Origin of the sequence: Prochlorococcus marinus subsp. pastoris str. CCMP1986, assembly GCF_000011465.1 — a bacterium.
Taxonomy (GTDB): Bacteria; Cyanobacteriota; Cyanobacteriia; order PCC-6307; family Cyanobiaceae; genus Prochlorococcus_A; species Prochlorococcus_A pastoris.
The window spans coordinates 271,154-296,511 of record NC_005072.1; the positions used below are offsets into that span (position 1 = coordinate 271,154).

Annotated in this window: 30 protein-coding genes and 1 tRNA gene; 13 read left to right on the forward strand and 18 right to left on the reverse strand. The window is 32.1% G+C overall.

The window, feature by feature from the left end; translation table 11 throughout:
- Positions 1–5 precede the first annotated feature (5 nt).
- Together hisB and fabI are read right to left on the reverse strand one after the other, a co-directional pair.
- Positions 6–611 carry an imidazoleglycerol-phosphate dehydratase HisB gene (gene hisB / locus TX50_RS01460; protein ID WP_011131918.1) on the reverse strand — a complete coding sequence of 202 codons (606 nt, stop codon included), beginning with the start codon at positions 609–611 and terminating at the stop codon, positions 6–8.
- A 20-nt stretch (positions 612–631) separates the two neighbouring features.
- Positions 632–1,414, reverse strand: a complete 783-nt coding sequence (fabI, locus tag TX50_RS01465; RefSeq protein WP_011131919.1) for an enoyl-ACP reductase FabI — start codon at positions 1,412–1,414, stop codon at positions 632–634.
- A 106-nt stretch (positions 1,415–1,520) separates the two neighbouring features.
- On the opposite strand from fabI, the gene TX50_RS01470 reads away from it, so the two are divergent.
- Both TX50_RS01470 and TX50_RS01475 read left to right on the forward strand, forming a co-directional pair.
- On the forward strand, positions 1,521–2,114 hold the full coding sequence (locus tag TX50_RS01470; RefSeq protein ID WP_011131920.1) for a thioredoxin family protein: 594 nt from the start codon (positions 1,521–1,523) through the stop codon (positions 2,112–2,114).
- Positions 2,115–2,167: 53 nt separating this feature from the next.
- Positions 2,168–3,373: a DegT/DnrJ/EryC1/StrS family aminotransferase gene (locus TX50_RS01475; RefSeq protein WP_011131921.1), complete on the forward strand. Its 1,206-nt coding sequence runs from the start codon at positions 2,168–2,170 to the stop codon at positions 3,371–3,373.
- On the opposite strand, the gene TX50_RS01480 is transcribed toward TX50_RS01475, so the two are convergent.
- From TX50_RS01480 to folK, 3 genes are read right to left on the reverse strand one after another with little or no spacing between them, the layout of a single operon-like run.
- Positions 3,358–4,794, reverse strand: coding sequence for a cryptochrome/photolyase family protein (locus TX50_RS01480; protein WP_011131922.1), 1,437 nt, complete (start codon positions 4,792–4,794; stop codon positions 3,358–3,360). The genes TX50_RS01475 and TX50_RS01480 overlap by 16 nt on opposite strands.
- Positions 4,791–5,354, reverse strand: coding sequence for an NUDIX hydrolase (locus tag TX50_RS01485; protein ID WP_011131923.1), 564 nt, complete (start codon positions 5,352–5,354; stop codon positions 4,791–4,793). Before TX50_RS01485 ends, TX50_RS01480 begins: the two co-directional genes overlap by 4 nt.
- A gap of 51 nt (positions 5,355–5,405) precedes the next feature.
- The gene (folK, locus tag TX50_RS01490; RefSeq protein WP_011131924.1) at positions 5,406–5,969 is read right to left on the reverse strand and encodes a 2-amino-4-hydroxy-6-hydroxymethyldihydropteridine diphosphokinase; all 564 of its coding nucleotides are present in this window, start codon (positions 5,967–5,969) and stop codon (positions 5,406–5,408) included.
- Between the two features lie 96 nt (positions 5,970–6,065).
- Between folK and bchD the strand changes: the two genes are divergently transcribed.
- The gene (bchD, locus tag TX50_RS01495) at positions 6,066–8,180 is read left to right on the forward strand and encodes a magnesium chelatase ATPase subunit D (protein ID WP_042116207.1); all 2,115 of its coding nucleotides are present in this window, start codon (positions 6,066–6,068) and stop codon (positions 8,178–8,180) included.
- 5 nt (positions 8,181–8,185) lie between these two features.
- Here bchD and TX50_RS01500 read toward each other — a convergent pair whose 3' ends face one another.
- On the reverse strand, positions 8,186–9,031 hold the full coding sequence (locus TX50_RS01500) for an MlaD family protein (protein ID WP_011131926.1): 846 nt from the start codon (positions 9,029–9,031) through the stop codon (positions 8,186–8,188).
- A gap of 5 nt (positions 9,032–9,036) precedes the next feature.
- Positions 9,037–9,855 carry an ABC transporter ATP-binding protein gene (locus tag TX50_RS01505; RefSeq protein ID WP_011131927.1) on the reverse strand — a complete coding sequence of 273 codons (819 nt, stop codon included), beginning with the start codon at positions 9,853–9,855 and terminating at the stop codon, positions 9,037–9,039.
- 92 nt (positions 9,856–9,947) lie between these two features.
- On the opposite strand from TX50_RS01505, the gene TX50_RS01510 reads away from it, so the two are divergent.
- The gene (locus TX50_RS01510) at positions 9,948–11,333 is read left to right on the forward strand and encodes a gluconeogenesis factor YvcK family protein (RefSeq protein ID WP_036930993.1); all 1,386 of its coding nucleotides are present in this window, start codon (positions 9,948–9,950) and stop codon (positions 11,331–11,333) included.
- Between the two features lie 8 nt (positions 11,334–11,341).
- Here the strand turns inward: TX50_RS01510 and TX50_RS01515 are convergent, their stop codons facing one another.
- Genes TX50_RS01515 through TX50_RS01525 form a run of 3 tightly spaced genes read right to left on the reverse strand, consistent with a single transcriptional unit; the run spans position 11,342 to position 12,973 of the window.
- The gene (locus tag TX50_RS01515) at positions 11,342–11,872 is read right to left on the reverse strand and encodes an NAD(P)H-quinone oxidoreductase subunit J (RefSeq protein ID WP_011131929.1); all 531 of its coding nucleotides are present in this window, start codon (positions 11,870–11,872) and stop codon (positions 11,342–11,344) included.
- On the reverse strand, positions 11,872–12,606 hold the full coding sequence (locus TX50_RS01520) for an NADH dehydrogenase subunit K (RefSeq protein WP_011131930.1): 735 nt from the start codon (positions 12,604–12,606) through the stop codon (positions 11,872–11,874). The genes TX50_RS01515 and TX50_RS01520 overlap by 1 nt, the downstream gene beginning before the upstream one ends.
- Positions 12,607–12,610: 4 nt before the next feature.
- Positions 12,611–12,973 (reverse strand): NAD(P)H-quinone oxidoreductase subunit 3, encoded by a 363-nt coding sequence (locus TX50_RS01525; RefSeq protein WP_011131931.1) that lies wholly within the window; start codon positions 12,971–12,973, stop codon positions 12,611–12,613.
- A 72-nt stretch (positions 12,974–13,045) separates the two neighbouring features.
- On the opposite strand from TX50_RS01525, the gene TX50_RS01530 reads away from it, so the two are divergent.
- The 6 genes from TX50_RS01530 to TX50_RS01550 all read left to right on the forward strand — a co-directional run bounded on the left by TX50_RS01530 (position 13,046) and on the right by TX50_RS01550 (position 15,359).
- The gene (locus TX50_RS01530) at positions 13,046–13,474 is read left to right on the forward strand and encodes a rubredoxin (RefSeq protein ID WP_011131932.1); all 429 of its coding nucleotides are present in this window, start codon (positions 13,046–13,048) and stop codon (positions 13,472–13,474) included.
- Positions 13,475–13,483: 9 nt separating this feature from the next.
- Positions 13,484–14,497, forward strand: coding sequence for a photosynthesis system II assembly factor Ycf48 (locus TX50_RS01535; protein WP_011131933.1), 1,014 nt, complete (start codon positions 13,484–13,486; stop codon positions 14,495–14,497).
- Between the two features lie 132 nt (positions 14,498–14,629).
- The gene (gene psbE, locus TX50_RS01540) at positions 14,630–14,878 is read left to right on the forward strand and encodes a cytochrome b559 subunit alpha (RefSeq protein WP_011819648.1); all 249 of its coding nucleotides are present in this window, start codon (positions 14,630–14,632) and stop codon (positions 14,876–14,878) included.
- A gap of 2 nt (positions 14,879–14,880) precedes the next feature.
- Positions 14,881–15,024 (forward strand): cytochrome b559 subunit beta, encoded by a 144-nt coding sequence (gene psbF / locus TX50_RS01545; protein WP_011131935.1) that lies wholly within the window; start codon positions 14,881–14,883, stop codon positions 15,022–15,024.
- A gap of 11 nt (positions 15,025–15,035) precedes the next feature.
- Entirely contained in the window at positions 15,036–15,155 is a 120-nt protein-coding gene (locus TX50_RS09245; protein WP_011131936.1) for a photosystem II reaction center protein L, read from the forward strand.
- 9 nt (positions 15,156–15,164) lie between these two features.
- Entirely contained in the window at positions 15,165–15,359 is a 195-nt protein-coding gene (locus TX50_RS01550) for a photosystem II reaction center protein J (RefSeq protein ID WP_011131937.1), read from the forward strand.
- Positions 15,360–15,392: 33 nt separating this feature from the next.
- Here TX50_RS01550 and mtnP read toward each other — a convergent pair whose 3' ends face one another.
- Positions 15,393–16,292 carry an S-methyl-5'-thioadenosine phosphorylase gene (gene mtnP, locus TX50_RS01555; RefSeq protein WP_036930991.1) on the reverse strand — a complete coding sequence of 300 codons (900 nt, stop codon included), beginning with the start codon at positions 16,290–16,292 and terminating at the stop codon, positions 15,393–15,395.
- 9 nt (positions 16,293–16,301) lie between these two features.
- On the opposite strand from mtnP, the gene selD reads away from it, so the two are divergent.
- The gene (gene selD / locus TX50_RS01560; RefSeq protein WP_036930941.1) at positions 16,302–18,470 is read left to right on the forward strand and encodes a selenide, water dikinase SelD; all 2,169 of its coding nucleotides are present in this window, start codon (positions 16,302–16,304) and stop codon (positions 18,468–18,470) included.
- 3 nt (positions 18,471–18,473) lie between these two features.
- On the opposite strand, the gene TX50_RS01565 is transcribed toward selD, so the two are convergent.
- The 3 genes from TX50_RS01565 to TX50_RS01575 are packed head-to-tail and all read right to left on the reverse strand — an operon-like array spanning position 18,474 to position 22,376.
- Positions 18,474–19,721 (reverse strand): CCA tRNA nucleotidyltransferase, encoded by a 1,248-nt coding sequence (locus tag TX50_RS01565; RefSeq protein ID WP_011131940.1) that lies wholly within the window; start codon positions 19,719–19,721, stop codon positions 18,474–18,476.
- 7 nt (positions 19,722–19,728) lie between these two features.
- Positions 19,729–22,137 carry a UvrD-helicase domain-containing protein gene (locus tag TX50_RS01570; RefSeq protein WP_011131941.1) on the reverse strand — a complete coding sequence of 803 codons (2,409 nt, stop codon included), beginning with the start codon at positions 22,135–22,137 and terminating at the stop codon, positions 19,729–19,731.
- Between the two features lie 38 nt (positions 22,138–22,175).
- Positions 22,176–22,376 carry a hypothetical protein gene (locus tag TX50_RS01575; RefSeq protein WP_036930940.1) on the reverse strand — a complete coding sequence of 67 codons (201 nt, stop codon included), beginning with the start codon at positions 22,374–22,376 and terminating at the stop codon, positions 22,176–22,178.
- Between the two features lie 180 nt (positions 22,377–22,556).
- Between TX50_RS01575 and TX50_RS01580 the strand changes: the two genes are divergently transcribed.
- On the forward strand, positions 22,557–23,084 hold the full coding sequence (locus TX50_RS01580; RefSeq protein WP_011131942.1) for an R-phycoerythrin subunit beta: 528 nt from the start codon (positions 22,557–22,559) through the stop codon (positions 23,082–23,084).
- On the opposite strand, the gene TX50_RS01585 is transcribed toward TX50_RS01580, so the two are convergent.
- The 3 genes from TX50_RS01585 to TX50_RS01595 all read right to left on the reverse strand — a co-directional run bounded on the left by TX50_RS01585 (position 23,068) and on the right by TX50_RS01595 (position 24,524).
- The gene (locus TX50_RS01585) at positions 23,068–23,619 is read right to left on the reverse strand and encodes a phycobiliprotein lyase (RefSeq protein WP_011131943.1); all 552 of its coding nucleotides are present in this window, start codon (positions 23,617–23,619) and stop codon (positions 23,068–23,070) included. The genes TX50_RS01580 and TX50_RS01585 overlap by 17 nt on opposite strands.
- The gene (locus TX50_RS01590; protein ID WP_011131944.1) at positions 23,594–23,773 is read right to left on the reverse strand and encodes a hypothetical protein; all 180 of its coding nucleotides are present in this window, start codon (positions 23,771–23,773) and stop codon (positions 23,594–23,596) included. The genes TX50_RS01585 and TX50_RS01590 overlap by 26 nt, the downstream gene beginning before the upstream one ends.
- A gap of 115 nt (positions 23,774–23,888) precedes the next feature.
- On the reverse strand, positions 23,889–24,524 hold the full coding sequence (locus tag TX50_RS01595) for a TVP38/TMEM64 family protein (protein WP_011131945.1): 636 nt from the start codon (positions 24,522–24,524) through the stop codon (positions 23,889–23,891).
- 225 nt (positions 24,525–24,749) lie between these two features.
- On the opposite strand from TX50_RS01595, the gene TX50_RS01600 reads away from it, so the two are divergent.
- Entirely contained in the window at positions 24,750–25,169 is a 420-nt protein-coding gene (locus TX50_RS01600) for a hypothetical protein (protein WP_011131946.1), read from the forward strand.
- A gap of 57 nt (positions 25,170–25,226) precedes the next feature.
- Here TX50_RS01600 and TX50_RS01605 read toward each other — a convergent pair.
- Positions 25,227–25,299 (reverse strand) — tRNA-Phe (locus tag TX50_RS01605).
- Positions 25,300–25,358: the final 59 nt, after the last annotated feature.

Below are 25,358 nucleotides of genomic sequence, written 5' to 3' on the forward strand. Positions count from 1 at the left end.
CTATTTTATTGATTTTCAAGCATTCCTTTACTGCTTGGAATTGAATCAGATCTTCTTAGATCTATTTCGGTAGCCATTCTCATTGCTCGTGAAAAAGCTTTAAAGCAAGCCTCAACTATATGATGTGAATTGCTACCTCTTATTTGATTAATATGCAGAGTAATACCACTGTTATTTACAAAGGCGATAAAAAACTCTTTTACTAGTTCAGTATCATAATTGCCAATTCTAGGAGCTTTTAATTGAAGATCATAAGATAGATGTGGTCTGCCGGAACAGTCCAAAGTAACTTGAACTAATGCTTCATCTAATGGGGCAAAGAAATGTCCAAATCTACTGATTCCTTTTCTTTCTCCCAAGGCTTTTGAAAATGCTTTGCCTAACGCGATTCCTACATCTTCATTTGTATGATGATCATCAATATGGGTATCTCCAATTGCTTTTATTTTTAAATCGAATAAACCATGACTGGATATTTGATGAAGCATATGATCTAAGAAAGGTATCCCGGTTTCAATTTCGGAAATCCCATTCCCATCTAAGTTTATAAATACAGAAATATCTGTTTCATTCGTTTTTCTTTTTATTTCAGATTGCCTTAGAGATGACATTTTTATGCAAAAAATTTAGTTTACATTCCATTAATGCAGTAACCCGCATCAACATAAATTGTTTGGCCTGAAATGCCGCTAGAGAGATCACTTAATAAAAAAGCAGCAGTATTACCTACTTCCGTTTGAGTGACTGTTCTGCGTAAAGGAGCCTTTTCTTCAACATTGTGAATCATATCTAAAATGCCACCTATAGCAGAACTAGCAAGTGTTCTTATAGGTCCAGCACTTATTGCATTAACTCTGACTTGTTTTTCGGGCCCAAGTTCTGCAGAAAGATATCTTACTGAAGCTTCTAAAGCTGCTTTTGCAACTCCCATCACGTTGTAGTTAGGGATCGCCCTCTCTGAACCTAAATAAGTTAATGAGACAACGCCAGCACCATCACTAAAAAGTGGTTTTGCTGCTTTACATAAAGGTGCTAACGAATACGCACTTATATTAAGAGCCCTATCAAAACCCTCTGAAGTCGTGGCACTATAATCTCCAATCAATTCATCGCGTCCTGCAAATGCTAGGCAGTGAACTAATCCGTCAATTTGACCCCAATTGTCTTTTATATTTTTAAAGATTTCTTCAATTTGAGCTGGATTTTGAACATCAAGAGGCAAAAATAAGGATGGGTTTAACGGTTGAGTTAGTTCTCTAACTTTAGATTCGAATCTTCCCTTATCATCAGGCAAATATGTGATTCCAAGTTCTGCGCCAGCTTTTGAAAGTTGTTGAGCAATACCCCATGCTATTGAACGGTTATTGGCAATTCCCGTAACCAGAATTTTTTTGCCAGATAGATTTAGAAGCATTTTGTTTATTATTTCTATATATTCTCCTATATCAAAGTACCTATCTTTACGGATTACTGCAAAATATACAATAATTTTCAAATATCAAAGAATATTCAACTTAAAAATGGTCAAAACAAATTCTATGGTTTTGGAATTAGGTTTTCAATTACCTAATTTCAAAATGTTAAATGCTAATTCTTCTAATAATCAATATTTTAATTCTCATAATCTAGATAATCGGCATTTACTTTTAATGTTTATTTGTGCCCATTGTCCATTTGTTAAATATATTGAGAATCAAATTTTCACCTTAAGTAAAGAAATTGAAAATACAGTTCAAACAGTTGCAATTTCTAGTAATGATATTGTCACTCATCCTTCAGATTCTCCTGATTATTTGAGATTACAAGCACAATCACAGGGATGGAGTTTCCCTTATCTATATGATGAAAATCAAAATTTTGCTAAGGAATTAAAAGCGGCTTGCACCCCGGATTTTTATCTTTTTTCAAATGAAGGAGATGGTGATTTTTTATTGTTTTATCATGGCCAATTAGATGATAGTAGACCAGGTAATAATATTCCCCTGTCTGGAAAAGATTTGCGCTCTGCTGTAAAAGATTTGAATCAAGATAATTCTTATCCTTCAAATCAGATTCCTTCTTTAGGTTGCAATATAAAATGGACTCCTGGTAAAGAACCGAGTTGGTTTAAATGAATTAAAAAATTTTTTTACCCATAGAAATATGGTTTAGGGTTAATATATTCATTATGCAGATACCTCCATTTACTTTAAATAGGCAGTACCAAGAAATTGGCTCAGAAATTGAGAGCGAGGTTTCTAAAGTTTTAAAAGGGGGGCAGTATATTGGAGGACAAGAAATTGCCAAATTTGAGGAGAGTTTTTCTAGTCTGATTGGTGTTGAAAATACTATTGGATGTAATAGTGGAACTGATGCTTTAGTATTAGCTTTGCGCGCATTAGATATTGGTGTGGGTGATGAAGTTATTACCTCATCTTTTAGCTTTTTTGCGACTGCAGAGGCTATTAGTGCAGTTGGTGCTAATCCTGTTTTGGTAGATATAGATCCAGAAACTTATCTCATTAATACTGAACTAATAGAACAAGAAATAAATTCTAATACCAAGGCAATTATGCCAGTTCATTTATTTGGGAATGCAGTGAATATGACCTTAATAAAATCTTTGGCCAACAAATATGACTTAAAAGTAATCGAAGATTGTGCCCAGGCAACATGCACAATGTGGGATAATTCTAAAGTTGGTAGTATCGGTGATATAGGTTGTTTTAGCTTTTTTCCTACTAAAAATTTAGGAGCTGCTGGAGATGGTGGAGCAGTAACAACTTCAGATCAGAATATTGCCAATAAAATTAGAGAACTGGCTGTTCATGGCAGCCCAATAAGATATCACCATACCCAAATTGGATATAACAGCAGACTTGATACCATTCAAGCTGCCATATTAAACATTAAAATTAAATATATTTCTAAGTGGATTAATAATCGCCAAATAATTGCTAATAATTACCTTGATTTATTAGGAAAAAATCCATTTATTAGTTTTCCAAAAATTAGCTCTGATTTAATTTCCCATTCTTGGAATCAATTTGTCATCAAATTAAGAAACGATAAATATTTTTTAAATGAAGATTTTTCAAATTTATTTGATACTGATTGCAAAAAATACTATTCCTTAAGGAATTTGGTCAAACAACAACTTTTTGAAAAAGGTATTAATTCAATTATTTATTATCCAATTCCAATACATGCACAAATAGCTTACAAAAATAAAAATTTTTCTAGAATAAAACTTATAAATACAGAGAGAATTTGTACAGAGGTTCTAAGTCTCCCAATGTTTCCTGAAATTTCTTATGAAGAGCAAGTTTATATAGCAGAAAATTTAAATAAAGTTTTAAAGTATTGTATAGATGAAATTCAAATTTCAGCATAAAGTGATTTAAATAATCTTTGTTGTATGTTGTGATTGACGATAGGGCTTGAATAATTATTTTTTTCTAAATTAGATATCTCCCCATTTAATAATTCTGAATTTGACACTCTAGATAATTCAGGAATCCAATATTTTATATATTCGCAAATAGGATCAAATTTTTTTGCTTGGGTATATGGATTAAAAATTCTAAGTGGTTTTGGATCCATACCGCTACTGGCGCTCCACTGCCATCCCCCATTATTTGCAGCTAAGTCTCCATCAACCAACGTCTCCATAAATTTTTTCTCGCCCATTTGCCAACTGCATATAAGATCTTTTACCAGAAATGAAGCGACTATCATCCTACATCTATTATGCATCCAGCCAGTACTATTAAGTTGACGCATTGCAGCATCAACTATAGGTACTCCGGTCTCTCCGTTGCTCCAATGTTGAAACAATTCATTATTGTTTTGCCATGGAAAGTGATCCCATTTTTTTCTATATGGACCTTTCTCTAGCTCTGGGAAATGGAATAAGCAATGTTGATAAAATTCACGCCAAACAAGTTCTTTTTGCCATGTTTCAATTGATAGGTAATTTTCTTGATTTGCAAAATCTGAATTTAAATTTAATGTAGCGTTCCAAACTTTTCTAATGCTGATGGTGCCGAATCTGAGAGATGCACTTAGAAATGATGTCCCATTATGTGAAGGAAAATCTCTTGCAGAATTATAAGAATATATTTTTTTTTCGTTAATGAAGTTTTCTAATAATGTTTGCGCAGCATTCTCTCCAGGTCTACATGGACAAATATTCGAACCAGGAAATTTGATATTTTTGATAAATTTCTCTAGAACCGAATCAGATGAATTTATTGCCTTATTTTCTTTGAATTTATTATCTATATCTTTAAACTGGAAAACAACTTTATCTTGTTCAAATGAACCTAATAAATTAATTTTTGATTTAAGGTTTTTATAAAAAGGTCCATAAACTGAATAAGGATTATTATTCCCTGAAAATATTTTTAAAGGTTCTATTAATAAGTGATCCCAAGTTTCAATAACTTGAATATTTTGTTCTTTTAAATTATTTTTTATTTCTAAATCTCGATTAATCTCATAAGGTTCAATTGATCTATTCCAAAAAACAAATTTAGCATCTATTTTCTTTGCTAATTGAGGAATTATTAATACCGGATCTCCTTCTTCCAAAACTAATCTACTACCCATTTTTTTCCAATTATTTCCTAATTCTTGAAGCGAATTTCCTAGAAACCAAGCTCTTGAACTTGCATTGAAATCGTGTGAGTAATTTTTATCAAATATATAAGTTGAAGTAATAGCATCTGATAATGAAAATGCTTTGATTAAAGCTTGATTATCAAATATTCTTAAATCCTTTCTATGCCAAAAAAGTATTCTAGGTTTATTCATAATTTATCTAACAATTGTTTAGCTCTAAACCAAGCCGTAACGGTTTTTGCGTCAAGAATTTCATCCCCACTAGAAATAAGATTATCTAGTTCGTCGGGTTCTAGAATTAATACTTCTATATCTTCATCTAAATCTCCTTTAACCTCGGAATTGAGTTTGTTTAAATCACGAGCTAAAAATAAATAAATTTCTTCATCTGCATAACCAGGAGCAGGGACAAGAGTTCCTAGTTCATCCCATTTGTTTGCACTGAATCCAGTCTCTTCTTGTATTTCTCTTTGAATTGAATTAATAGGTGTTTCACCTATTTCTAATGTACCTGCTGGAAATTCTAATAAATACCTTGAAACAGCAAATCTATATTGCCGAAGAATGATAACTTTATTGTCTTTTGTAATAGGTACTGCTAATGCTGCGCCAGGATGCTTAATGTATCCATATTCACCTTCATGTCCATTTGGAAGCTCAATTCTATTTATTTCGAAACTAAATTTTTTTGACTTTAACTCAGATATTTTTTCTTTAAAAATCGATCTTTTTATAAAGTTTTTGTTGCCCATAATTTTTAAATAAAGACAGCCTAACAGTTATTTTTTGGTTTTGTAAATCATTTATATAGTCCATTTTGGGGCATCAAACTTTTTGATTTTTTGGCTTCTACTTAAGATTTCAGATAGTGGTGTAATAACGAAATTCCGATTCATGAATCTAGGGTGAGGTAATGTTAATTTCTCGTCAACCGTATAAAAATCTTCCCACCAAAGAATATCTAAATCGAGACATCTTGATAGCCATTTCTTACCCTTTGGCGTCTCTTTTCGTCCGAAAAACCTCTCTAACTTTTTTAGCTCTTTTAAAAGTAATTTCGCGTTTTTATTTGATGTTTTAGGGAAAGAATTACTTTTTATAAGCAATAGAGTATTTAAATAATTTGGCTGCTCATTTTCAACTCCATGAGGTAATGTCTCATAAATTGATGACCAAAAAAAGTTTGCATGAAATTTTCTTTTCTCTTCTTTTTTGTTGTTGTAAAGATCTCCCCACTCATTTATTATTTCTTCTATTTTTGGTTTGCAAATTAATAGTGACTCAAGAGGGCTTCCGAATTTACTATCAATATTTGCTCCCAGGGATATACATAGTCCATTTTTGATATTAAGATTTGATAATTCCACTAAAAAAAACAAAGTTATTGGATAAATTCTATATCAGGCATTTTTAAAGTGATTTTGAACCCCGAGTTACAAGAAAAAGGAGAAATAAAAGATTTAATGAAGTCAAGGGGTTCTTTTAGAGCTTTCCCATTGGCGGCAATTACAGGTCATAGTTTATTGAAGTTATCTTTACTTTTGGCAGCAGTTGATCCCAGTTTAGGAGGAGTGATTATCGCTGGAGGAAGAGGCACTGGTAAGTCAATATTAGCTAGGGGTTTGCATACTTTACTCCCTCCTATAGAGGTATTAGATAATGAATCAATACTGGAAAAGCTAACTATGAGTAATAGTAATACTTCATTAAGACCTATTGGGAGGAACCTAGATCCAGATAAAGCAGAGGAATGGGATATTAGTACTAATAAATTGTTGGAGGAGGTAATTGGAAGTGATTATTTGAATCAAATTGAAGAAATTCCGAAAAAAGTAAGAGAGGCCCCATTTATTCAAGTTCCCATTGGCATAACTGAAGATAGGCTTGTTGGATCAATTGACGTCGCTGCATCATTAAGTTCGGGGGAACAAGTTTTTCAGCCAGGAGTTTTAGCAGAGGCTCATAGGGGTGTTTTGTATGTTGATGATATTAATTTATTGGATGACGGGATTGTAAATTTAATTCTTGAAGCTACTGGTAGAGAACAAAATAATATTGAAAGAGATGGATTAAGTCTTTCTCATCCTTGCAGATCACTTTTGATAGCAACTTATAATCCTGAAGAAGGAGCTTTAAGAGATCATGTGTTAGATAGATTTGCAATTGTGCTCTCTGCGGATCAATCGATAGATAATAACCAAAGAGTTGAAATAACAAAATCTGTGTTATCTCATGCTGAAAACAATATCAAGTTTTCAGAAAAATGGTCTGAAGAATCTGATAATTTATCCACCCAGTTAATTTTGGCTAGGCAATGGTTAAAGGATGTAAAAATTACTAAAGAACAAATAACTTATTTAGTAAATGAAGCCCTTAGAGGTGGAGTCGAAGGACATAGATCTGAGTTGTTTGCAGTAAAAGTTGCTAAAGCAAATGCGGCCCTTCGAGGTGATGAGAATGTTAATTCTGATGATTTAAAGGTTGCAGTAAGGTTAGTAATTCTTCCAAGAGCTACGCAAATACCACCTCAGGATGATGATATTCAACCACCACCCCCTCAGGATCAAAGCCCACCCCCACCTCAGTCAAATAATGAAGATTCTGAACCTGAATCTAACGAAAAAGAGGATAATCAAGAAGAAGAACAAGATAATTCTGATGGGGAAGAAGATTCTACTCCCGATATTCCAGAAGAATTTATTCTTGATCCTGAATCATGCATGGTAGATCCTGATTTATTGCTTTTTTCATCAGCAAAATCTAAAGCAGGGAATAGTGGAAGTAGATCAGTAATTCTAAGTCAAAGCAGAGGTCGATATGTCAGACCTTTAATTCCAAGAGGCAAAGTAAAAAGAATTGCTGTTGATGCAACTCTCAGAGCCGCTGCTCCATATCAGAAATCTAGAAGATTAAAGAATCCGAATAAAACAATAATTATTGAAGAAAATGACTTTAGGGCAAAGCTCCTTCAAAAACAAGCAGGAGCTTTGGTTATTTTTTTAGTTGATGCTAGTGGTTCTATGGCACTTAATAGAATGCAAAGCGCTAAAGGTGCTGTCATAAGACTTTTGACTGAGGCTTATGAAAATAGAGATGAAGTAGCTCTAATACCATTTAGAGGAAATCAAGCAGAGGTTCTTTTGCCTCCAACAAGATCTATTACGGCAGCAAAAAGAAGGCTAGAGACTATGCCATGTGGAGGTGGATCACCTTTAGCTCATGGGTTAACTCAATCAGCAAAAGTAGCAAAAAATGCTCTTTCCACAGGAGATATAGGTCAGGTCATTGTTGTTGGAATAACTGATGGGAGGGGTAATGTCCCTTTAGGTACATCATTAGGTCAAGCAGAAGTTAATGAAAATGAAAATGTGGATTTAAAACAAGAAGTTTTAGATATTGCCGCTAAATACCCCATGTTAGGAATAAAGTTATTAATTATAGATACAGAAAGGAAATTTATAGCTAGTGGTTTTGGAAAAGAACTTGCAGAAGCTGCACAAGGGAAATATGTTCAATTGCCTAAAGCTACTGATAAGACAATTGCCGCGATGGCCTTAAATGCAATTAATGAATTTTAAATTTTTTATGGGTAAATCTCATTAAGGAATTTTGATAGTCCAATTGTTAAATCTCTTATAGATTTAGTTAATTCTTTATCTTTCATTAATTGTTCAAAATCATCACTCATATTATCAAATTTGCCTGATATTGATTCGGCTGCTTCTATTGTTAATTTAATATCTTTAAGGGTTTCTTCGTCATTTATAGTAGACAAAATATTGTTTAAATGACCTGCTGCAATGGTTACCTCTTTTATAAGAGGTTTAACTCTAATAATTTCTTGCTTTGACAAATAAATTAGTTCATCAAGATTTTCTTGTGTTTTATCAAATTGGTCTATTGAATTAACTACATTTTCAATTAAATTTTCTTGATTTGATTCTTTAAGTAGTTGATTTATCCTGTTAGTGATATTTGAAAGGCTCGATAGTTGTTTTCCAGTAATAGTGTCTCCTTGGCAAATTATTAATTTACTATCACATTTGTCTGATATGGCTTTTGGAGTATTCTTTGGAATTGTTTTTTCACTGGTTTCTAATGCAACTTGAACATCTCCCCCTAAAAATGAATTCGTAACAACTCTTGCGAATGCAGGTTTGGGAAGAATAATTTCTGGATTATTTAAAACAATTTTTGCTTTGATTGATTCATTAGTAAAAAGAATATCCTCAATTGAACCTACTAATATCCCTCTGTAGGTTACTGGAGATTTTTTTGATAAACCACTTGCGTTGTTAAATTCTGCAAAAAGATACCAATTTTTTGAAGACAGCTTTACACCTCTTAACCAGAAAGAAAAAAATGTAAATACTAATAAACCTCCTAATAAGGAAAATCCTACTATCGAATCTCTTAAGCTTCTACGCATAATTTTTAAATGTCTTTTGGTTGCATTGGCCCTGCAAGGTTCCCATTTCTAAATTGAAAAACATAAGGATCATTACTCTCTTTAAATTCATCAATCGAACCAGCCCATCTGAATTTACCTCCATAAAGCATAACAACTTTTTCTGAAGTCCTTTCTATAGTACTAAGAACATGACTCACGACAATAGATGATCCATTGGCTTTATTGTTTGTATTATTAATCAAGTCTTCAATTCTTGATGAAGCAATAGGGTCAAGACCAGCAGTAGGTTCATCAAAAAGTAATAAAGGGTGACTATTTTTATCTAAATCTTGATCTGTAATCAATGCTCTTGCAAAACTTACTCTTTTTTGCATACCGCCACTTAATTCATTTGGCAGTTTTTTCTCAACATTAAATAATCCTACTTCTTCCAAACATTCTCTTACAATTTCATGAATAAATTTCTTGGATAAATTTTTATTCTTTTGGAGTAGGAATCCTACATTTTCTTCAATAGTTAAAGATCCTAATAAAGCAGGATTTTGAAAAACTAATCTTACATCTGGAGGGTTAGTTTGATCTAATCTTAAGTAGGTTTGTTTTTGTCCAAATATGCTTAATTCACCCGCAGTGGGTAAAAGCAAACCTGCCAAGATTTTTAATATAGTTGATTTCCCAGAACCTGAGGGGCCAACAATAGCTAATTTTTCTCCCTCATAAAGTTTTAAATTGATTTTATTTAGTACATTAAGTTCTCCCCAACTAATTGAGAGATTATTGGTTTCTACGACATGGTTTGTTTTTTTCAAAATGAATATAAAGCAATTTGTCTTTAAATACATATTGCCTACTTTTTAAAAATAAAAAAGGATGTATGTATTTGATTTATAATCAATGTAAATATTTAAATTTTAAGAAATTTAAGAGGATTTTGATGCAGAAGAAGAAAAAAAGAATAATGAGAACTTTATCTTATTTTAAAAAGTCAAATTTAGGTTTGATAAATAAAATTATAAGAATTCTAAGTTGGTTATTGCCAGGGTTAGTAATCAAAAGATGGATGATAACTTCTGCTATTGGTTTATTAACTTCTTTATTAGGGATTGCAATCTGGACTAATTTAAGACCTCTTTATTGGTTAATAGAAGTCTTTTTCTCGATAATGAATATTTTAACAAAAATTTTACCTATTTCAGTTTTGGGACCATTAATCCTTTTGTTTGGTCTTCTTTTGATTTGTATTGGGCAAAATAGAAGTATTAATTCTATACAAAAAGCTCTTGTCCCAGAAAAAAATACATTTTTAGTAGATGCACTAAGAGTTAAAAGTAAATTAAATAGAGGCCCGAATATTGTTGCTATTGGAGGAGGAACAGGCTTGTCAACATTATTGAAAGGCCTAAAAAACTACAGCAGTAATATAACTGCAATAGTTACAGTTTCAGATGATGGAGGTAGTAGTGGAGTTTTAAGAAAACAATTTGGAGTTCAACCTCCAGGAGATATCAGAAATTGTTTGGCAGCCTTATCAAATGAAGAACCAATATTAACAAGATTGTTTCAATACAGATTTTCTGGAGGTAGTGGATTAGAGGGACATAGTTTTGGCAATTTATTCTTATCTGCTTTAACAACAATTACGGGAAGTTTAGAAAAGGCGGTTCAGGCTTCCAGTAAAGTGTTGGCAGTACAAGGGCAAGTTTTGCCAGCAACAAATACAGATGTAATGCTTTGGGCAGAACTTGAAGACGGTGAGAAAATATTTGGTGAAAGTAAAATAAGTCAATCAAAAAAGGTGATTTCCAGGATTGGTTATCTGCCCGAAAATCCACCGGCTCTTCCTAGTGCTCTTGAAGCTATTAAAGAAGCAGACCTAATAATACTAGGTCCAGGAAGTCTTTATACTTCTTTGCTACCTAATTTACTGGTCCCTGAAATTGTAGATGCTCTTCTGAAAAGTAATGCTCCCAAAATCTACATAAGTAATTTGATGACTCAACCAGGGGAAACGGATAATCTTGACGTATATCAACACATCAAAGCAATAGAAAAGCAATTATCAAATTTTGGTGTAAAAAATCGAATATTTAATGCAATACTTTCTCAAATTAAATTTGAAAAGTCACCACTTGTTGATTACTACCAAAGTAGAGGTGCCATGCCAGTGATTTGTAACAAAGAAGAATTAATTTCAGAAGGATATTATGTCTTGCAAGCTCCCCTTTATTCAAGAAAGATAACTCCAACACTTAGACATGACCCCCGAAGACTTGCAAGGGCAGTAATGTTTATTAATAAAAAAATGAAGAAATTAAATTAATAAATTTTTTAATAAGCATCTTGTAATTCATAGAAGTCAGGTTGTATATAATCTTTTCTTAATGGCCATCCTCTCCAGTCTTCTGGCATTAAAAGTCTTGTGGGATTTGGATGATCAGCAAAATTGATTCCAAACATGTCATAGGTTTCCCTTTCTTGCCAATCACTTCCCTTGAAAATTTTATAAAGGCTAGGTACAGATAAATCTGAGTCTCTATTTAAAAAAACTTTTACTCTAATTTCTTTAATCTCTTTTATATCTTGAATATCTCCAAGTGAGATTAGATGGTAAAAACTTACGAGACATTTTCCTGGTCCTTCATCGTAACCTCCTTGACACTGAAGGTAGTTAAAGCCATAGCCTCTTAAAGTAGATATTGCTTCGTACAACTTTTCTGGTTTTACTGAAAGTATCTCAACACCTATATGATCATTCCCTAAAGATTCGTTTGTAATCCCATCTTGAGAAAGCTGATTACTTACTATTCCATTTTGTTTTACAATTTCTTCTGAAGATTCAGGTGAACTATTATTTTCCATTATTTTATTACTTCATCTATAGAATTTGTTTCATATATATTTTCACTACTTTCTTCTACCGGATTAAGTTTAGAAGATTCAATTGACTTTTCAGATTTTTTATTTAAATATTCACCAGTATTTTCTGAAAAAACAAGATTCATCTCATGATCTACAGTTAAATATCTATGAGTTTGTTCAGATTTATTCCTCTCAAGAATACTCTCATTAGCAACTTTCTTTCTTAATTTTATAACAGCATCAAAAATAGCTTCTGGTCTAGGGGGGCATCCAGGAAGGTACAAATCAACTGGGATTAATTTATCAACTCCTCTTACTGCTGTTGTTGAATCTGCACTAAACATTCCACCAGTTATGGTACAAGCTCCCATGGCAATGACATATTTTGGTTCTGGCATTTGTTCATACAACCTTACTAATGCTGGTGCCATTTTCATTGTGACTGTACCAGCAACAATTAGTAAGTCTGCTTGTCTTGGGGAGCTTCTAGGTACTAAGCCAAATCTATCAAAATCAAACCTAGACCCTATGAGTGCTGCAAATTCTATAAAACAGCATGCAGTTCCGTATAAAAGTGGCCATAGACTACTTAATCTAGCCCAGTTATGAAGATCATCTAAACTTGTCATTATGATATTTTCGCTCAAGTCAGTTGTGACTTGGGGGGCACCCAGAGGATTACAAGTTTCTTCTCTAAGCTCTCTTATTGCTTTTGGTGAAAGTGAATTGTTCAACTTTTTAACTCCATTCTAAAGCTCCTTTTCTCCAAGCGTAAGCAAGAGCAATTACTAATATTGTAATAAATATTAGAGCCTCAATAAATGCTAGTAGGCCTAGTCTATTGAATGCAACCGCCCAAGGATAAAGAAATACAGTTTCTACATCAAATATAACGAATACTAATGCAAACATGTAATATCTGATATTGAATTGAATCCAAGCCCCCCCTATAGGCTCCATCCCTGATTCGTAGGTGAGTTTTCTCTCTCCAGTTCTTCCTTTGGGAGAGACTATTAGGTTAGTAACTAAAGCTAAAATTGGGACTGCCGCAGCAATTATTAAAAAACCTAAAAAATATTCGTAGCCGGGTAATGAAAACATTTAAAAAAATTGTTGGAAAATTCGCTTAATTCAGCAAAATCTTTTAGAGTCTCTAAAGTTAAATACTAAATCGTGAGTGAAAACATTCAACCATCTTCTGAGGAAAACCAAATAGTTGAGGATTTAACAAATAAAGAATCTCCTGAAAAACTTCCAGAATTTAAAGATAAAGAGCTCATTACCAATTTAGAACAAAATAGATTCGAATGTAGAAGTTGTGGATACATTTATGATCCTATAGAAGGAAACAAGAAACTTAACATTCCTAAAAATACTCCTTTCTCGGCAATAGATGGAAATACTTTTGCTTGTCCAGTATGTAGAGCAGGTAAAAATTTATATAAAGATATAGGACCAAGAGAAAAACCTAGTGGTTTTGAAGAAAATTTAACTTATGGCTTTGGATTCAATAGTTTGCCACCTGGTCAGAAAAATATTTTAATATTTGGTGGTTTAGCATTTGCAGCTGCATGTTTCCTTTCTTTGTACTCTTTGCACTAAAATATATCCATGAAAAAATTTGTAACTAGCATTCCAAACCTTCTCCTAACATTTACACTTTGCTTTGTTTTAAGTAGTTGTTCTTCAACAGGTGTAAAAATGAGCGAGAGTAGTCCCTGGGAAACAATTCAATTTGAAGATCAGTCAAATGCATTAGATATAGATTTCATAGATAATAATCATGGATTTTTAGTTGGATCAAATAGGCTTATTATGGAATCTAATGATGGAGGAAAATCGTGGGAAAAAAGATCTTTAGATATTGCTGCAGAGGAGAATTTTCGTTTACTTGATATAGATTTTAAGGGTTCTGAAGGTTGGTTGATAGGACAACCCTCTTTAGTTATGCATACGATTGATGAAGGTAAGAATTGGACAAGGTTATCTCTTGGTAAGCTGCCTGGCCAGCCATTTTTAGTCTCAACTGTTGATGATGGGGTTGCTGAATTGGCAACAACCTCAGCTGCTATTTATACAACTTCAAATAGTGGTGAAACATGGGAGGCTAAGGTTTCAGACCCTTCCGAGCAGGGAGGTATTAGAGATTTAAGAAGAACATCTAATGGAGATTATGTAAGTGTAAGTAGTCTTGGTAATTTTTTCTCTACTCTCGAAAGTGGAAGTGATACTTGGATAGCTCATCAAAGAGCGAGTAGTAAGAGAGTACAAGGTATAGGATTTAATCCAGACGGAAATTTATGGATGTTGTCTCGAGGTGCTGAGATAAGATTTAATGATGATAGTAATGATTTGGAAAGTTGGACTAAACCAATAGTTCCGATTCTAAACGGCTACAACTATTTAGATATGGGATGGGACCCTGAAGGAAATATCTGGGCCGGCGGTGGTAATGGGACTTTGATAGTTAGTAAAGATGATGGTAAGACATGGGATTCTGATCCTGTTGCTTCAAATTTGCCAACTAACTTTATCAAGATTCAATTCTTGGAAAAAGATGAATTAGATGCTAAAAAAGGCTTTATTCTTGGAGAAAGGGGTTACATCCTCAGGTGGAACGGTTAAGTTCAAGCAAATTAAAAAGTAAAAAAATCCTTAAATTTCTTGTAATTTAACAACTGTCTGTAACCAAGCTGTAAATTTCTTCACAAACTTAGGATTTTTCCTTGTAAGATCAAGGAGTAAATAATTGTGATTATGGCCGCAGGTTCAACGGGTGAACGCCCATTCTTTGAAATAATCACCAGTATCAGATACTGGATTATTCATGCAGTAACACTTCCAGCTATTTTTATAGCAGGTTTCCTATTTGTATATACAGGTTTAGCCTATGATGCTTTTGGGACTCCACGTCCAGATAGTTATTTCCAGGCTTCTGAATCAAAAGCACCTGTTGTAACGCAAAGATATGACGCTAAATCTCAATTAGATTTAAGAACAAAATAATTATGTCAAATTCTCAAGCTCCAATGCAGGCTGTTGAAGTCCGCGTTTATCCGATCTTTACTATTCGTTGGCTAGCAGTTCATGCTCTTGCGATTCCTTCAGTATTTTTCTTAGGTGCTATAGCAGCTATGCAATTTTTAAGATAACTTTATTAATCATGCAAGTAAACGAAAATCCGAATAAAGTTCCAGTTGAACTTAATCGTACAAGTCTATATTTAGGCTTATTATCAGTATTAGTCTTAGGAATTTTATTTTCCAGTTACTTTTTCAACTAAATTAAAATTATGAGTAAATTAAAAGGCCCTGATGGCAGAATCCCTGATAGATTACCCGATGGTAGACCCGCTGTTGCATGGGAAAGAAGATGGACTGAAGGAACCCTTCCTCTTTGGTTAGTTGCTACGGCAGGAGGAATAGCAGTTATTTTTGTCTTAGGTATATTTTTCTACGGTTCATACCAAGGAGTAGGTGCTGGCTAAGTCTATCATTACTCTTTTTCAAATGAGTATTAATTATCCCCAATAAGAATCTGTAAATATCTTTAGTTTTTCTTTTGTAAAACTAGGGATATTTTCTTTTTGAGTTATTAAACCATCCTTTAAAGAACTATGGGATTTGCTTTGAGGTCTCTTTTTATCGATAACTTTAGCGATTTCAAAGACAATTTTGTTGGCAACTTCAGTATTTGCTCTAAGATTTTCCAAAACCATCTCTACCGATACTTCCTGATGAGTTTGATGCCAGCAATCATAATCAGTAACCATAGAAAGAGAAGAATAAGCTATCTCAGCTTCTTTAGCTAATCTTGCTTCAGTGTGATTAGTCATACCTATAATTGAACAACCCCAACTTCTATATAAATTAGATTCTGCTCTGGTAGAGAAGGCGGGCCCCTCCATTGCTAAATATGTTCCTCCTCTATGTAATTGTCTTCCTCCCGGGATATTTTCTTCGCTAACATTGCATAAAATTCCCGACAAGTTCATACAGAAAGGATCCCCCATAGTTACATGAGCTACTGCTCCTTCATTAAAAAATGTTGCTGGTCTTTTATGTGTTCGATCAATAAATTGATCTGGGATAACAATATCAAGGGGCCTGATTTGTTCTTGAAGGGAGCCAACTGCTGATGGAGCTATTATCCACCTCACACCAATTGATCGGAGAGCCCAAATGTTAGCTTTGTATGGTATTTCTGTCGGATTCAGTTTATGTGTTCTACCGTGCCTTGCTATAAAAGCTATTTCTAAATTACCAGTTTTAAAGAGCCTAATTGAATCAGAAGGTTTACCATAAGGTGTATTGACCTCGATTTCTTCATGACAATCTATTTTGTTAATTGAATAGAAACCACTCCCACCAATTACTCCTAATCTTGATTCTTTAATGGGTAATAAATGCTGTTTATTCATTGTAATGAAATGACTATTAATCATCTAGTACTAATTGGAGGCGGACATACAAATGTTCTTTTGATGAGAAAATGGTTGATGTATCCGAAATTAATGCCAGAAATCCCTATCTCAATTATATCCAGAGATACTCAGTTAGTTTATTCGGCTATGTTCCCTTCTGTTATTTCTAAAGCAATTTCTTTAGATGAAAGCCTAATCGATATTAGATCCTTAGCTAAAAAGTCAAGAGTAGCTTTCATAAAAGGAGAGGTAATTAATATTGATTTTAAGTTAAAAAAAATTTTTTTAAAAAATAGACCATCAATTTGTTACTCAAAATTAGTCCTTAATTATGGAAGTCAAACCAAAATTTCAGGAGAATTTGAAGATTTAGTCAATAATCAAACTGCTTTCCCAATTAAACCTTTTTTCAAGGCTTATGAGTTAATTAAAAACGAAGATGAGCATGATTCTGAAACTGAACAATCTTTTGTAATTGTAGGAAGTGGACTTGCAGCAATTGAAATTGTTTTTGCCTTGAGAAAAAGATGGAAAAAAAGATCTTTAAAAATTTTATGCAAATTAAATAAAGTAAATGATAAAATCTTAAAAACTTTTTACAAATCGAATATAGAAGTAGTTGGCAAACTTCCTGTTGACTATGGAAAGATTCTCTTATGTACAGGAAACTCATCACCATATTGGGTACAAAAATATAATTCAGAATTGGATTCAAAAGGACGATTTTTTACAGATCAGAAATTAAGGTTGAAAAATTTTTTCGGAACTTTTGCAACTGGTGATTGCGCAGTCATAAAAACCTCTAAGAGACCTTCTTCTGGAATATTTGCAGTAAAAGTGTTAAATATATTGGCAACTAATATTCAGAAGGAAATAAAAGGTGAATCATTAAAAAAATGGTCTCCTCAAAAATTTGGATTGCAAATAGTAAATTCTTATCCTAGAAAGCTTCCGAAAGCTTTTGCTTTTTATGGTGATTTTGTTATTGGGCCTTCTTTTCTGATTTGGTATCTTAAAAATAAAATTGATGAAGGCTTCATAAAGAAATTTCGTATTTTAGATTCGAATATGAGTCAAAAAGTCAACGAAGGTGGGATGGAAGAATGTAGAGGGTGTGCCGCTAAAATTCCTCAAAGCATTTTAAATAAATCCTTAAGAAGTGCTCAACTTGAAAATTTTGCAACTTCTCCTGAGGATTCTGTTGAAATTTATAAAAATAATCAAGATATTATTCTTCAAAGTGTTGATGGATTTCCGGCGTTGATAAGCGATCCTTGGCTAAATGCAAAAATTACCGTGTTACATGCTTGCTCAGATTTATGGGCTTGCGGAGTAAAACTTTCATCTGCACAGGCCTTAATATCTCTTCCAAAAGTAGGAAAAGATTTTCAAAGCTTCCTTTTTTCTCATTGTCTAAAAGGGATAAAAACAACAGTTGAAGAACAAGGGGGTAAGTTAATTGGAGGGCATACTTTTGAGTCAAGAAGTTTAGTTGATCAACCTTATTCTTTAGGAATAGATATTTCTTTAACTGTTCAGGGAGTTTTGAAAAATGGAGCAAAACCATGGTTAAAATCCGGTATGAAAAAAGGAGATATTATACTAATGTCAAGACCTCTAGGCGTGGGAATTTTTTTTGCTGCTCAAATGCAAAATATTAATTTGAAAGATAGTTCAGAGGAGATAATGAGAAATTTAGTTACAAGTCAGCAACCATTAATTGATAAAATTTATTTGCTTCAAGATAAGTTTGGAGAAACATTTATAAATGCAGCTACTGATGTAACTGGCTATGGATTTATAGGTCACCTTAAAGAGATGATCGATTCATCTAATTTATTAAGGAAAGATAATAAGCTAAAACCTATTAGGGTTTTATTAGATTTATTTGCATTTAAAGCTTATCCAGGAGTATTTGATTTAATACACAAAGGAATCAAAAGTTCTCTATTCGAATCGAATAAAGAAATATTTGATCAAATTATTGCAGAAAAACGTAATGATAGAATTATCGCATTTTCAAAAAAAAATAAAGTTAATAGTGAAAGCTTTAAAGAAAAAATCTCATTATTATTAGATCCACAAACTTGTGGCCCTCTTTTGATATGTTGTGCTCCTAAGTATGAAAAATTTTTAAAGGATGAATGGTATAAGGTTGGAGAAGTAATAAATTGATAGTTATTTCTTTTTGGTCTTATCGATCTCTAAATATCTCAACCTTTTAATTTCATCCCCCATTTCTTTCCCCGGTTGCCATCCTTCACTTTTTAAAAATTCTCCACTTTTTTTTGACTTAATAAATTTATAAACAAATAGCCATTTAAAAAAAGATTTCCAAAATAAACCCTCATTGCAAATTAATAATTTCACTGTCTCGTCATCTAAATTTTTTGTTTCAATAAATTCAGTCCATTGCGAGGGAGTTAAATAGAGAAATTTTTCTTTTTCATTATCTAATTGATTTGTGATATTTAAGTAATCTTTGAGAATCTTCTTTTCCTTGCTATTAATAAAAAATCTTTGACAAGTAAGCTCTAAATTTTCTGAATTTTTTAATAGGTATAGAATATAATTACCTTTTAGTTTTTTAATCCACTTTAAACCTCTTAAAAATTTATTATTTATACTAATATTTTTATTTAGAATAGAAATAATTTCCCAATCATTTAATAAAGAAACTATTTTTGCGAGATTATCGTATTTGTATATTTCTGCCAATTCCATTCTGATTCTTATACTTATACCAGGCGGAAATTTAGATTTAACATCATCCTTCATCATATCCCAGGGCCATCTTTGGATAGTTTTTTGCGATTGTTGAAGTGATTTACTTGAAATTTTAAAATCTAATCTTGAAGCATATCTTGCGCATCTTATTAATCTACTAGGGTCATCTTGAATACTATTTTCATGCAGCAAATGCAATTCTTTTTCTTGTATATGTTTTATACCATCAAAGAAATCATAAATTTCTTGCTTTGAGAATTCAAAAGCTATTGCATTTATACTAAAATCTCTCCTTTTTAAATCCTCTTTAATATTTGCATGTTTTACGATTGGATTTAATCCTGGAGCCTCATACTTCTCTTTTCTTGCAGAAGCTATATCAATTTTTAAATCATTAATATTTAGTTCTACAGTGTCGTATATTTCAAATTCTTTTATCAAACAAAGTTCAACATTTGAGATATTTTTTTTTATGAATTTTGCTAAATCAACAGAAGATCCTTCTGTAACTATATCAATATCAAGTGGATTGAAAAAAGTCTTTTTATGAATTTTAGTGATTAATAAATCTCTTATATAGCCACCCACAATTGCAACTTTAACGCTACTATTCAATTCAATATACTGAGAAATTATATTAAATAAATTAAAAGGAATTTTTAATATTGCTGAATTTATATAAGCAGAAATATCATTCATGCAAATTTCAGTTTATTGCTCTTATTGGAGCTAATCTTGGGTCTAAAATTTTGCTCCCTTTATCACCAAACTTTACTGCTAAGGATATTTTTTCGCCACTGCCAAAAATATGTATAATTTCACCTTTGCCAAATTTAGAGTGAATTACTTTATCTCCAATCAACCAACTTTTTCCTTTACTGGGTCCTGAATATAGTTTTCTTACTGCATTTATAGGTCTATTAATAGATTCATTTAAATCTTTTCTATCCACTCTTGTTAAACGGTCAAGATGACGATCCCTTCTGATAGAAGCACCACCTGATTGAGGTAATTCCCCGTCAATTAGTTCCTCTGGTATTTCTGAGAGAAATATTGAAGGAATTGTTGCTTCTCGCATGCCTCCCCACAATCTTCTCTCTCTCGCATGTGATAAGAAAACTCTCTCTTTAGCTCTTGTTATGCCTACATAGCATAATCTTCTTTCTTCTTCTAGAAGAGAAGGAGTATCAATTGACCTGTGGCTTGGAAATAAACCTTGTTCTAGTCCAGTTATAAATACATTTTGAAATTCTAATCCTTTACTGTTATGGAGAGTCATTAAAGTGACAGAATTAGGATGATTTTTTTTTGTATCATTGTCTGTTGTTAAAGCTGCTGTTGACAAGAATCCCTCTACATCTGGGTTCTCGGTCTCTTCTTCAAATTGAGTAGCAGCATTTATTAATTCCTGAAGATTATTTCTTCTATCCTCAGATTCCTCTGAACCACTTGTTAATAAATCACTTAAGTAACCGCTTTTTTCTAGAATTAATTGAAGAATTTGAGCAGGCCCCGAGTTTTCTATATAGCAAAGAAGGTCATTCATAAGCTCTGTGAATTTATTAATGCCCTTTGATGATCTGCCTATAGTCTCATCTAAGCTTTGTTTGTCATTTATGACCTCCCATAAAGGAATGTTCAACTTATTTGATAGCTCATTAAGCTTTTGAATAGTTGTTTTTCCTATTCCCCTTCTTGGGACATTTATTATTCTTAAAAGGCTTATATTATCTGAAGAATTTACTAAGACTTTTAAATAAGCAACAGCATCTTTTACTTCTCTTCTGTCATAAAAACGTAATCCGCCAAAGATTGTATATGGAATTCTCCACCTTACAAGAGATTCTTCTAATACTCTCGACTGAGCCCTAGTTCTATAGAGGATTGCAAAATTTTTCCAGATTGGTTGATTATTGTAATTATTTAGAGACCTTAATTTTGTTGTTATTGCCTCAGCTTCAGATATCTCATCATCACAGCTAAGCAACTTTAAAAGTTCTCCTTCCTCCCTTGTAGACCTTAAAACTTTATCAATTCTTTCAGTATTATTTTCAATCAAAGAGTTTGCAGCGGTAAGAATATTTGATGAAGATCTATAGTTTTCTTCTAATTTAACCAGAGAGGCTTTCTGATTATTATTAGATGAATTTTTAAAGTCTTCCTGAAATCCAATTAATATTCTGAAATCTGCTGCCCTAAAACTATAAATACTTTGATCCGCATCTCCGACAACAAAAATTGATCTATCATTCCATTCGCAAAATTTGTTTGGTTCAGTATTCCCAGCCGTAATTAATTTAATCAGTTCATATTGTGTCCTATTTGTATCTTGATATTCATCAACTAATACATGCTGGAATCTTTTATGCCAGTAATCCCTAACTAAATCATTTTGCCTTAATAAAAACACAGGAAGTAGTAGAAGATCATCAAAGTCTAAAGCATTATTTTTTGAGAGAGATATCCTATATCTTCTGTAAGCATCTGCAATTACTTTATCAAAATGATTATCAGCTTTTTCTTCAAGGTCATTAGCTGTAAAACATTGATTTTTTGCGTTACTAATAGCCCTCTTAATTTTCTTAGGATCAAATCTTTTTGGATCAAGACTCATATCTTGACCAACAATTTCTTTTACTAGGGTCTGAGAATCTGTCTCGTCATAAATAGAAAATTGTCGTGTCCAGGTTAGGCCTTCAGGATCTTGATATTTTTCTATATCGTATCTTAAAAGTCTCGAAAATAATGCATGAAAAGTTCCTATCCATAGGTCCCTCAGTCTCTCTTGATCAATATTTGTTCTTAATTGATTCTGGTCAAATTCCTTGAGGGTTGACCAAGGCTGCCCAAATTGATTTAAAGCTATTTCTTGCGCAAGTAGTACTTGAAGTCTTGCTTTCATTTCTTTAGCAGCTTTATTTGTAAAAGTTACTGCGAGAATGTTATGGGGATCTACAGAGTTATTCTCAATTAAATTAGCAATTCTATGAGTAAGAGCCTTGGTTTTCCCACTACCTGCACCTGCTACAACTAGCAGTGGCCCATTGATATGTTTTACAGCGTTTAGTTGTGCATTATTTAAGGATTTAAAAAGGAAGTTGTTAGTTTGATGCACTTTTTATAGGTTGTATTATTAAAAATTTTTACCTTACTTTAATTTGAAGATTGAGGGTTAGTCTCTAATTCTTGTAATGCTTTTTTTAGGTTTATTAGTTCATTATTATTATTGATAATTTCTTCGAACTTATTCTGAGGCATTTTTAATTTAACACTTCTCTTAAGAATTTCTTTTTCTAATCTTTTTTTATAAGAAGAAACAAGTTTTTTTGATAATTTTAATTCTTGTTTATCCAAAGTTTTAAAGAATAATAATTCTATCTTAGCTAAAAATTTTTTTTATTTACAGTATTTGGAATATCACTTCAAAATGTAGTTTTTGATTAAGAACCATTTCGTTTGTTTTAAGAGTTAATTATTTTAATTTGCTCTGATCTAATATAAATAAGTAGAAATTTCAAGTTTTTAAATTTAAGAATGACAGTTTCAAAGAGTAATCAAATTTTATCAAATGATAGAGATTTAGAAAATATAAGTAATAAAAATATTGAAGACATAAAAGAATTTATTAATACTGCAAACTCAAGATTAGATGCAATAGATTCAATAACAAATAATTCTCACGCAATTGCCGCTGATGCTGTGACTGCAATGATTTGTGAAAATCAAGATTCAGTTAATACAAAAATATCTTTAGATACCACCAATAAGATGTCTGTTTGTCTAAGAGATGGAGAAATAATTTTAAGGATTGTTTCTTACCTTTTGATTTCTGATGACGAATCAGTTTTATCTAAAAACTGTTTAAAGGATCTTAAAAATACTTATTTGGCCCTTGGTGTACCTCTGAAAAATGCTATCCGAGTTTTTGAATTGATGAGAGATGCAACGATTTCTGATTTAAAGTCTACTGTAAATTCTATGAAAGGAGAAAAAGAATTTCTTTCTGATTTAATTTCTAATACAGAGTTTCAATTTGAGAGAATAATTAATCTTTTAAGATAGACATATTTCTTATCTCTGATGTGTGTGAGGTTTGTATTACGGTATTGTTTTCATTATTTCTAATTACTGAATATCTGGATCTAATATGATTTGATAAAAAACAAATTCTCTCTTCAGAAGCTGTTGAACTATAAATAGTTTTAATATTTAAGTTCTCATTTTCATCAATCAAATATTCTGATGATGAAATCACGGATTCAGTATATCCCTTATTACGTAGAACAATCCCCTTATTTTTATCCTTTGGTAAAAATAATAATATAGTTTTATCTTGTTCAATTTTTTGATCAATCTCCCAATCACTTATTGCCTTCCAACTTATTGATAATGCAATAAAAGAAGGTTTAGAGGTGTAATTATATTTTTCTAAAAGTCCTAAAACATTTTTATTATTGCTTTCTAACTCTTTTATTTCTATTTTGCTAGTTGAATTTTCAACTTCCTGAAAAGCCAAAGAGTGAGTGCTTCTTATGGATTTCCACTCTCCTAAACTTTTTTGAATAAATTGATTAATTGTTATTAGATTCTTCGTCAAGTTTATCTTCTACTGAATGATTGGTAGCTTTTTGAATCATCCTTACCATAGAATCTACCATTAATCTTTTTGCAGAAGTCACTTTTAATCCGGAAGGTGTAGTTGATATTTGTTCTCCAGGACGATCGTATGATGTGGGTCTAAATGGAGTCATCTAAAAATTTTTAAAATCAACAGACTTTATTCTTACATGAATAGTCATTTTAATGTTGTTGTTTGCGAAAATGTTATATCTTTTATGAATGGTTTTAGGGTTATTTATTCTCGCCTTATTTTGGGATTTTTCTTTTTGCTAAACCTGAAACAGTTGCTAAAGCAAACATGCCTAAAAGAGCTATTCCCAGGAATAAACCTGCTCCCTGACTGACCCCAGCTCCAACAGCAACAAGAATTGAATCACTGATTAGAAGACTTATTAGTAAAGCTGGGGTGAATATTTTCCACCGAGTCCCTCCAATGCCGATTGCATAGCTGAGAAAATCAAAAAGTCCAGTCATAAGAAGACCTGTCATTAGGAAGAAATTTTCTTCTAATTGGTTTTGATTAAAACTTTCAATTCTTTTCATTGCTTTTGAGCCTACTAAACCACGTACAGGGCCACGACCAAAATATCTTGCTATGAAGAAAGCTGCTTGGCAAAAAACTATATCAGAAAAGACAATTGTTAAATAACCCTTTTGGAATCCTAATAAGGAGCCAGCCAAAAGTGAATAGGCCGAACTTGGTAGAGCAGGTAAAATTATACTTACTCCTCTAAGAACAAATATTCCAAAAGGTGCCCATATTCCCATACTCTCTACCTTGTTCCTTAGAGGTTCGATGCCATAGTTTTGTATGAAATAAATTAATACAATAAATATTGCTATAAAAAAAACTACCGAGAAGAATTTTTGAATTTTATTCATTATTTTCAGAAAATTCCTTAAGAGCTAACTTTTTTAAATTAATATTTGATTCTATAATAAAAACACTAATCAACAAAAATTTTTACAAAGTTTTTATTCTTATTTTTTTCAATATAGATTTTAGGCAAACTTCATTAGTAAATTCTGAATCAAAATTGAAAATTAATAAGATATAGTTGTTAATTTTAAAATTCAATTTATTTATTTCTTATATTTGATTATTTTATGATTCAAGCCAATAATAAATTTTCATCAATAGTTGTTGTCAATATTTTTTCTTTGGTTGTTTATATAATTTTCTCTTTTTGCATTTCAATAAAACAATCATATGCTTTTTCTCATGAATGGGTTGGAGTCCCAATTAGTGAATACGGTGAACAATTATGGGATAGAAAGAGTATTAAAAGGAATGAAGATGGTTCTGTTAGAGTCTTGAGCAAATTTATTCCAAAAAATAAAAGTGAAATAACACAAGATATCTTATATACAATGGACATAAACTGTTTTGAGAAATCTTTTAGAGATGTTAATGTTTTTGCAGATGAGAAAAATAGTCGTTTAAATAAGCTTGCTGATTGGCAAGATCCAAATGGAGACCAACTAATCTTGGGTGTGATTGCTCAAGTATGTAGAGTTGATAACTAAAAATTTAAATTTTTAACTATTCATAAAAAAAACCCGTCAAAGACAGGTTTATAAAGGTGCCAGGACCCAGATTTGAACTGGGGACACGGCGATTTTCAGTCGCCTGCTCTACCAACTGAGCTATCCCGGCTCTAACTTTTATACTCTAAATTAAGATGTGTAGTTTGTGAAACCCATTTATTAAATTTT

Coding starts and splice junctions, on each gene's coding strand:
- TX50_RS01595 (WP_011131945.1), bottom strand. CDS start 24,524: ATGAATAAAATTCAAAAATTCTTCTCGGTAGTTTTTTTTATAGCAATA.
- TX50_RS01535 (WP_011131933.1), top strand. CDS start 13,484: ATGAAAAAATTTGTAACTAGCATTCCAAACCTTCTCCTAACATTTACA.
- selD (WP_036930941.1), top strand. CDS start 16,302: ATGACTATTAATCATCTAGTACTAATTGGAGGCGGACATACAAATGTT.
- mtnP (WP_036930991.1), bottom strand. CDS start 16,292: ATGAATAAACAGCATTTATTACCCATTAAAGAATCAAGATTAGGAGTA.
- TX50_RS01515 (WP_011131929.1), bottom strand. CDS start 11,872: ATGGAAAATAATAGTTCACCTGAATCTTCAGAAGAAATTGTAAAACAA.
- TX50_RS01590 (WP_011131944.1), bottom strand. CDS start 23,773: ATGACTCCATTTAGACCCACATCATACGATCGTCCTGGAGAACAAATA.
- TX50_RS01485 (WP_011131923.1), bottom strand. CDS start 5,354: ATGGGCAACAAAAACTTTATAAAAAGATCGATTTTTAAAGAAAAAATA.
- bchD (WP_042116207.1), top strand. CDS start 6,066: ATGAAGTCAAGGGGTTCTTTTAGAGCTTTCCCATTGGCGGCAATTACA.
- psbF (WP_011131935.1), top strand. CDS start 14,881: ATGTCAAATTCTCAAGCTCCAATGCAGGCTGTTGAAGTCCGCGTTTAT.
- fabI (WP_011131919.1), bottom strand. CDS start 1,414: ATGCTTCTAAATCTATCTGGCAAAAAAATTCTGGTTACGGGAATTGCC.
- TX50_RS09245 (WP_011131936.1), top strand. CDS start 15,036: ATGCAAGTAAACGAAAATCCGAATAAAGTTCCAGTTGAACTTAATCGT.
- TX50_RS01475 (WP_011131921.1), top strand. CDS start 2,168: ATGCAGATACCTCCATTTACTTTAAATAGGCAGTACCAAGAAATTGGC.
- TX50_RS01525 (WP_011131931.1), bottom strand. CDS start 12,973: ATGTTTTCATTACCCGGCTACGAATATTTTTTAGGTTTTTTAATAATT.
- TX50_RS01565 (WP_011131940.1), bottom strand. CDS start 19,721: ATGAATGATATTTCTGCTTATATAAATTCAGCAATATTAAAAATTCCT.
- psbE (WP_011819648.1), top strand. CDS start 14,630: ATGGCCGCAGGTTCAACGGGTGAACGCCCATTCTTTGAAATAATCACC.
- TX50_RS01600 (WP_011131946.1), top strand. CDS start 24,750: ATGATTCAAGCCAATAATAAATTTTCATCAATAGTTGTTGTCAATATT.
- hisB (WP_011131918.1), bottom strand. CDS start 611: ATGTCATCTCTAAGGCAATCTGAAATAAAAAGAAAAACGAATGAAACA.
- TX50_RS01550 (WP_011131937.1), top strand. CDS start 15,165: ATGAGTAAATTAAAAGGCCCTGATGGCAGAATCCCTGATAGATTACCC.
- TX50_RS01470 (WP_011131920.1), top strand. CDS start 1,521: ATGGTCAAAACAAATTCTATGGTTTTGGAATTAGGTTTTCAATTACCT.
- TX50_RS01500 (WP_011131926.1), bottom strand. CDS start 9,031: ATGCGTAGAAGCTTAAGAGATTCGATAGTAGGATTTTCCTTATTAGGA.
- TX50_RS01580 (WP_011131942.1), top strand. CDS start 22,557: ATGACAGTTTCAAAGAGTAATCAAATTTTATCAAATGATAGAGATTTA.
- TX50_RS01505 (WP_011131927.1), bottom strand. CDS start 9,855: ATGTATTTAAAGACAAATTGCTTTATATTCATTTTGAAAAAAACAAAC.
- TX50_RS01510 (WP_036930993.1), top strand. CDS start 9,948: ATGCAGAAGAAGAAAAAAAGAATAATGAGAACTTTATCTTATTTTAAA.
- TX50_RS01480 (WP_011131922.1), bottom strand. CDS start 4,794: ATGAATAAACCTAGAATACTTTTTTGGCATAGAAAGGATTTAAGAATA.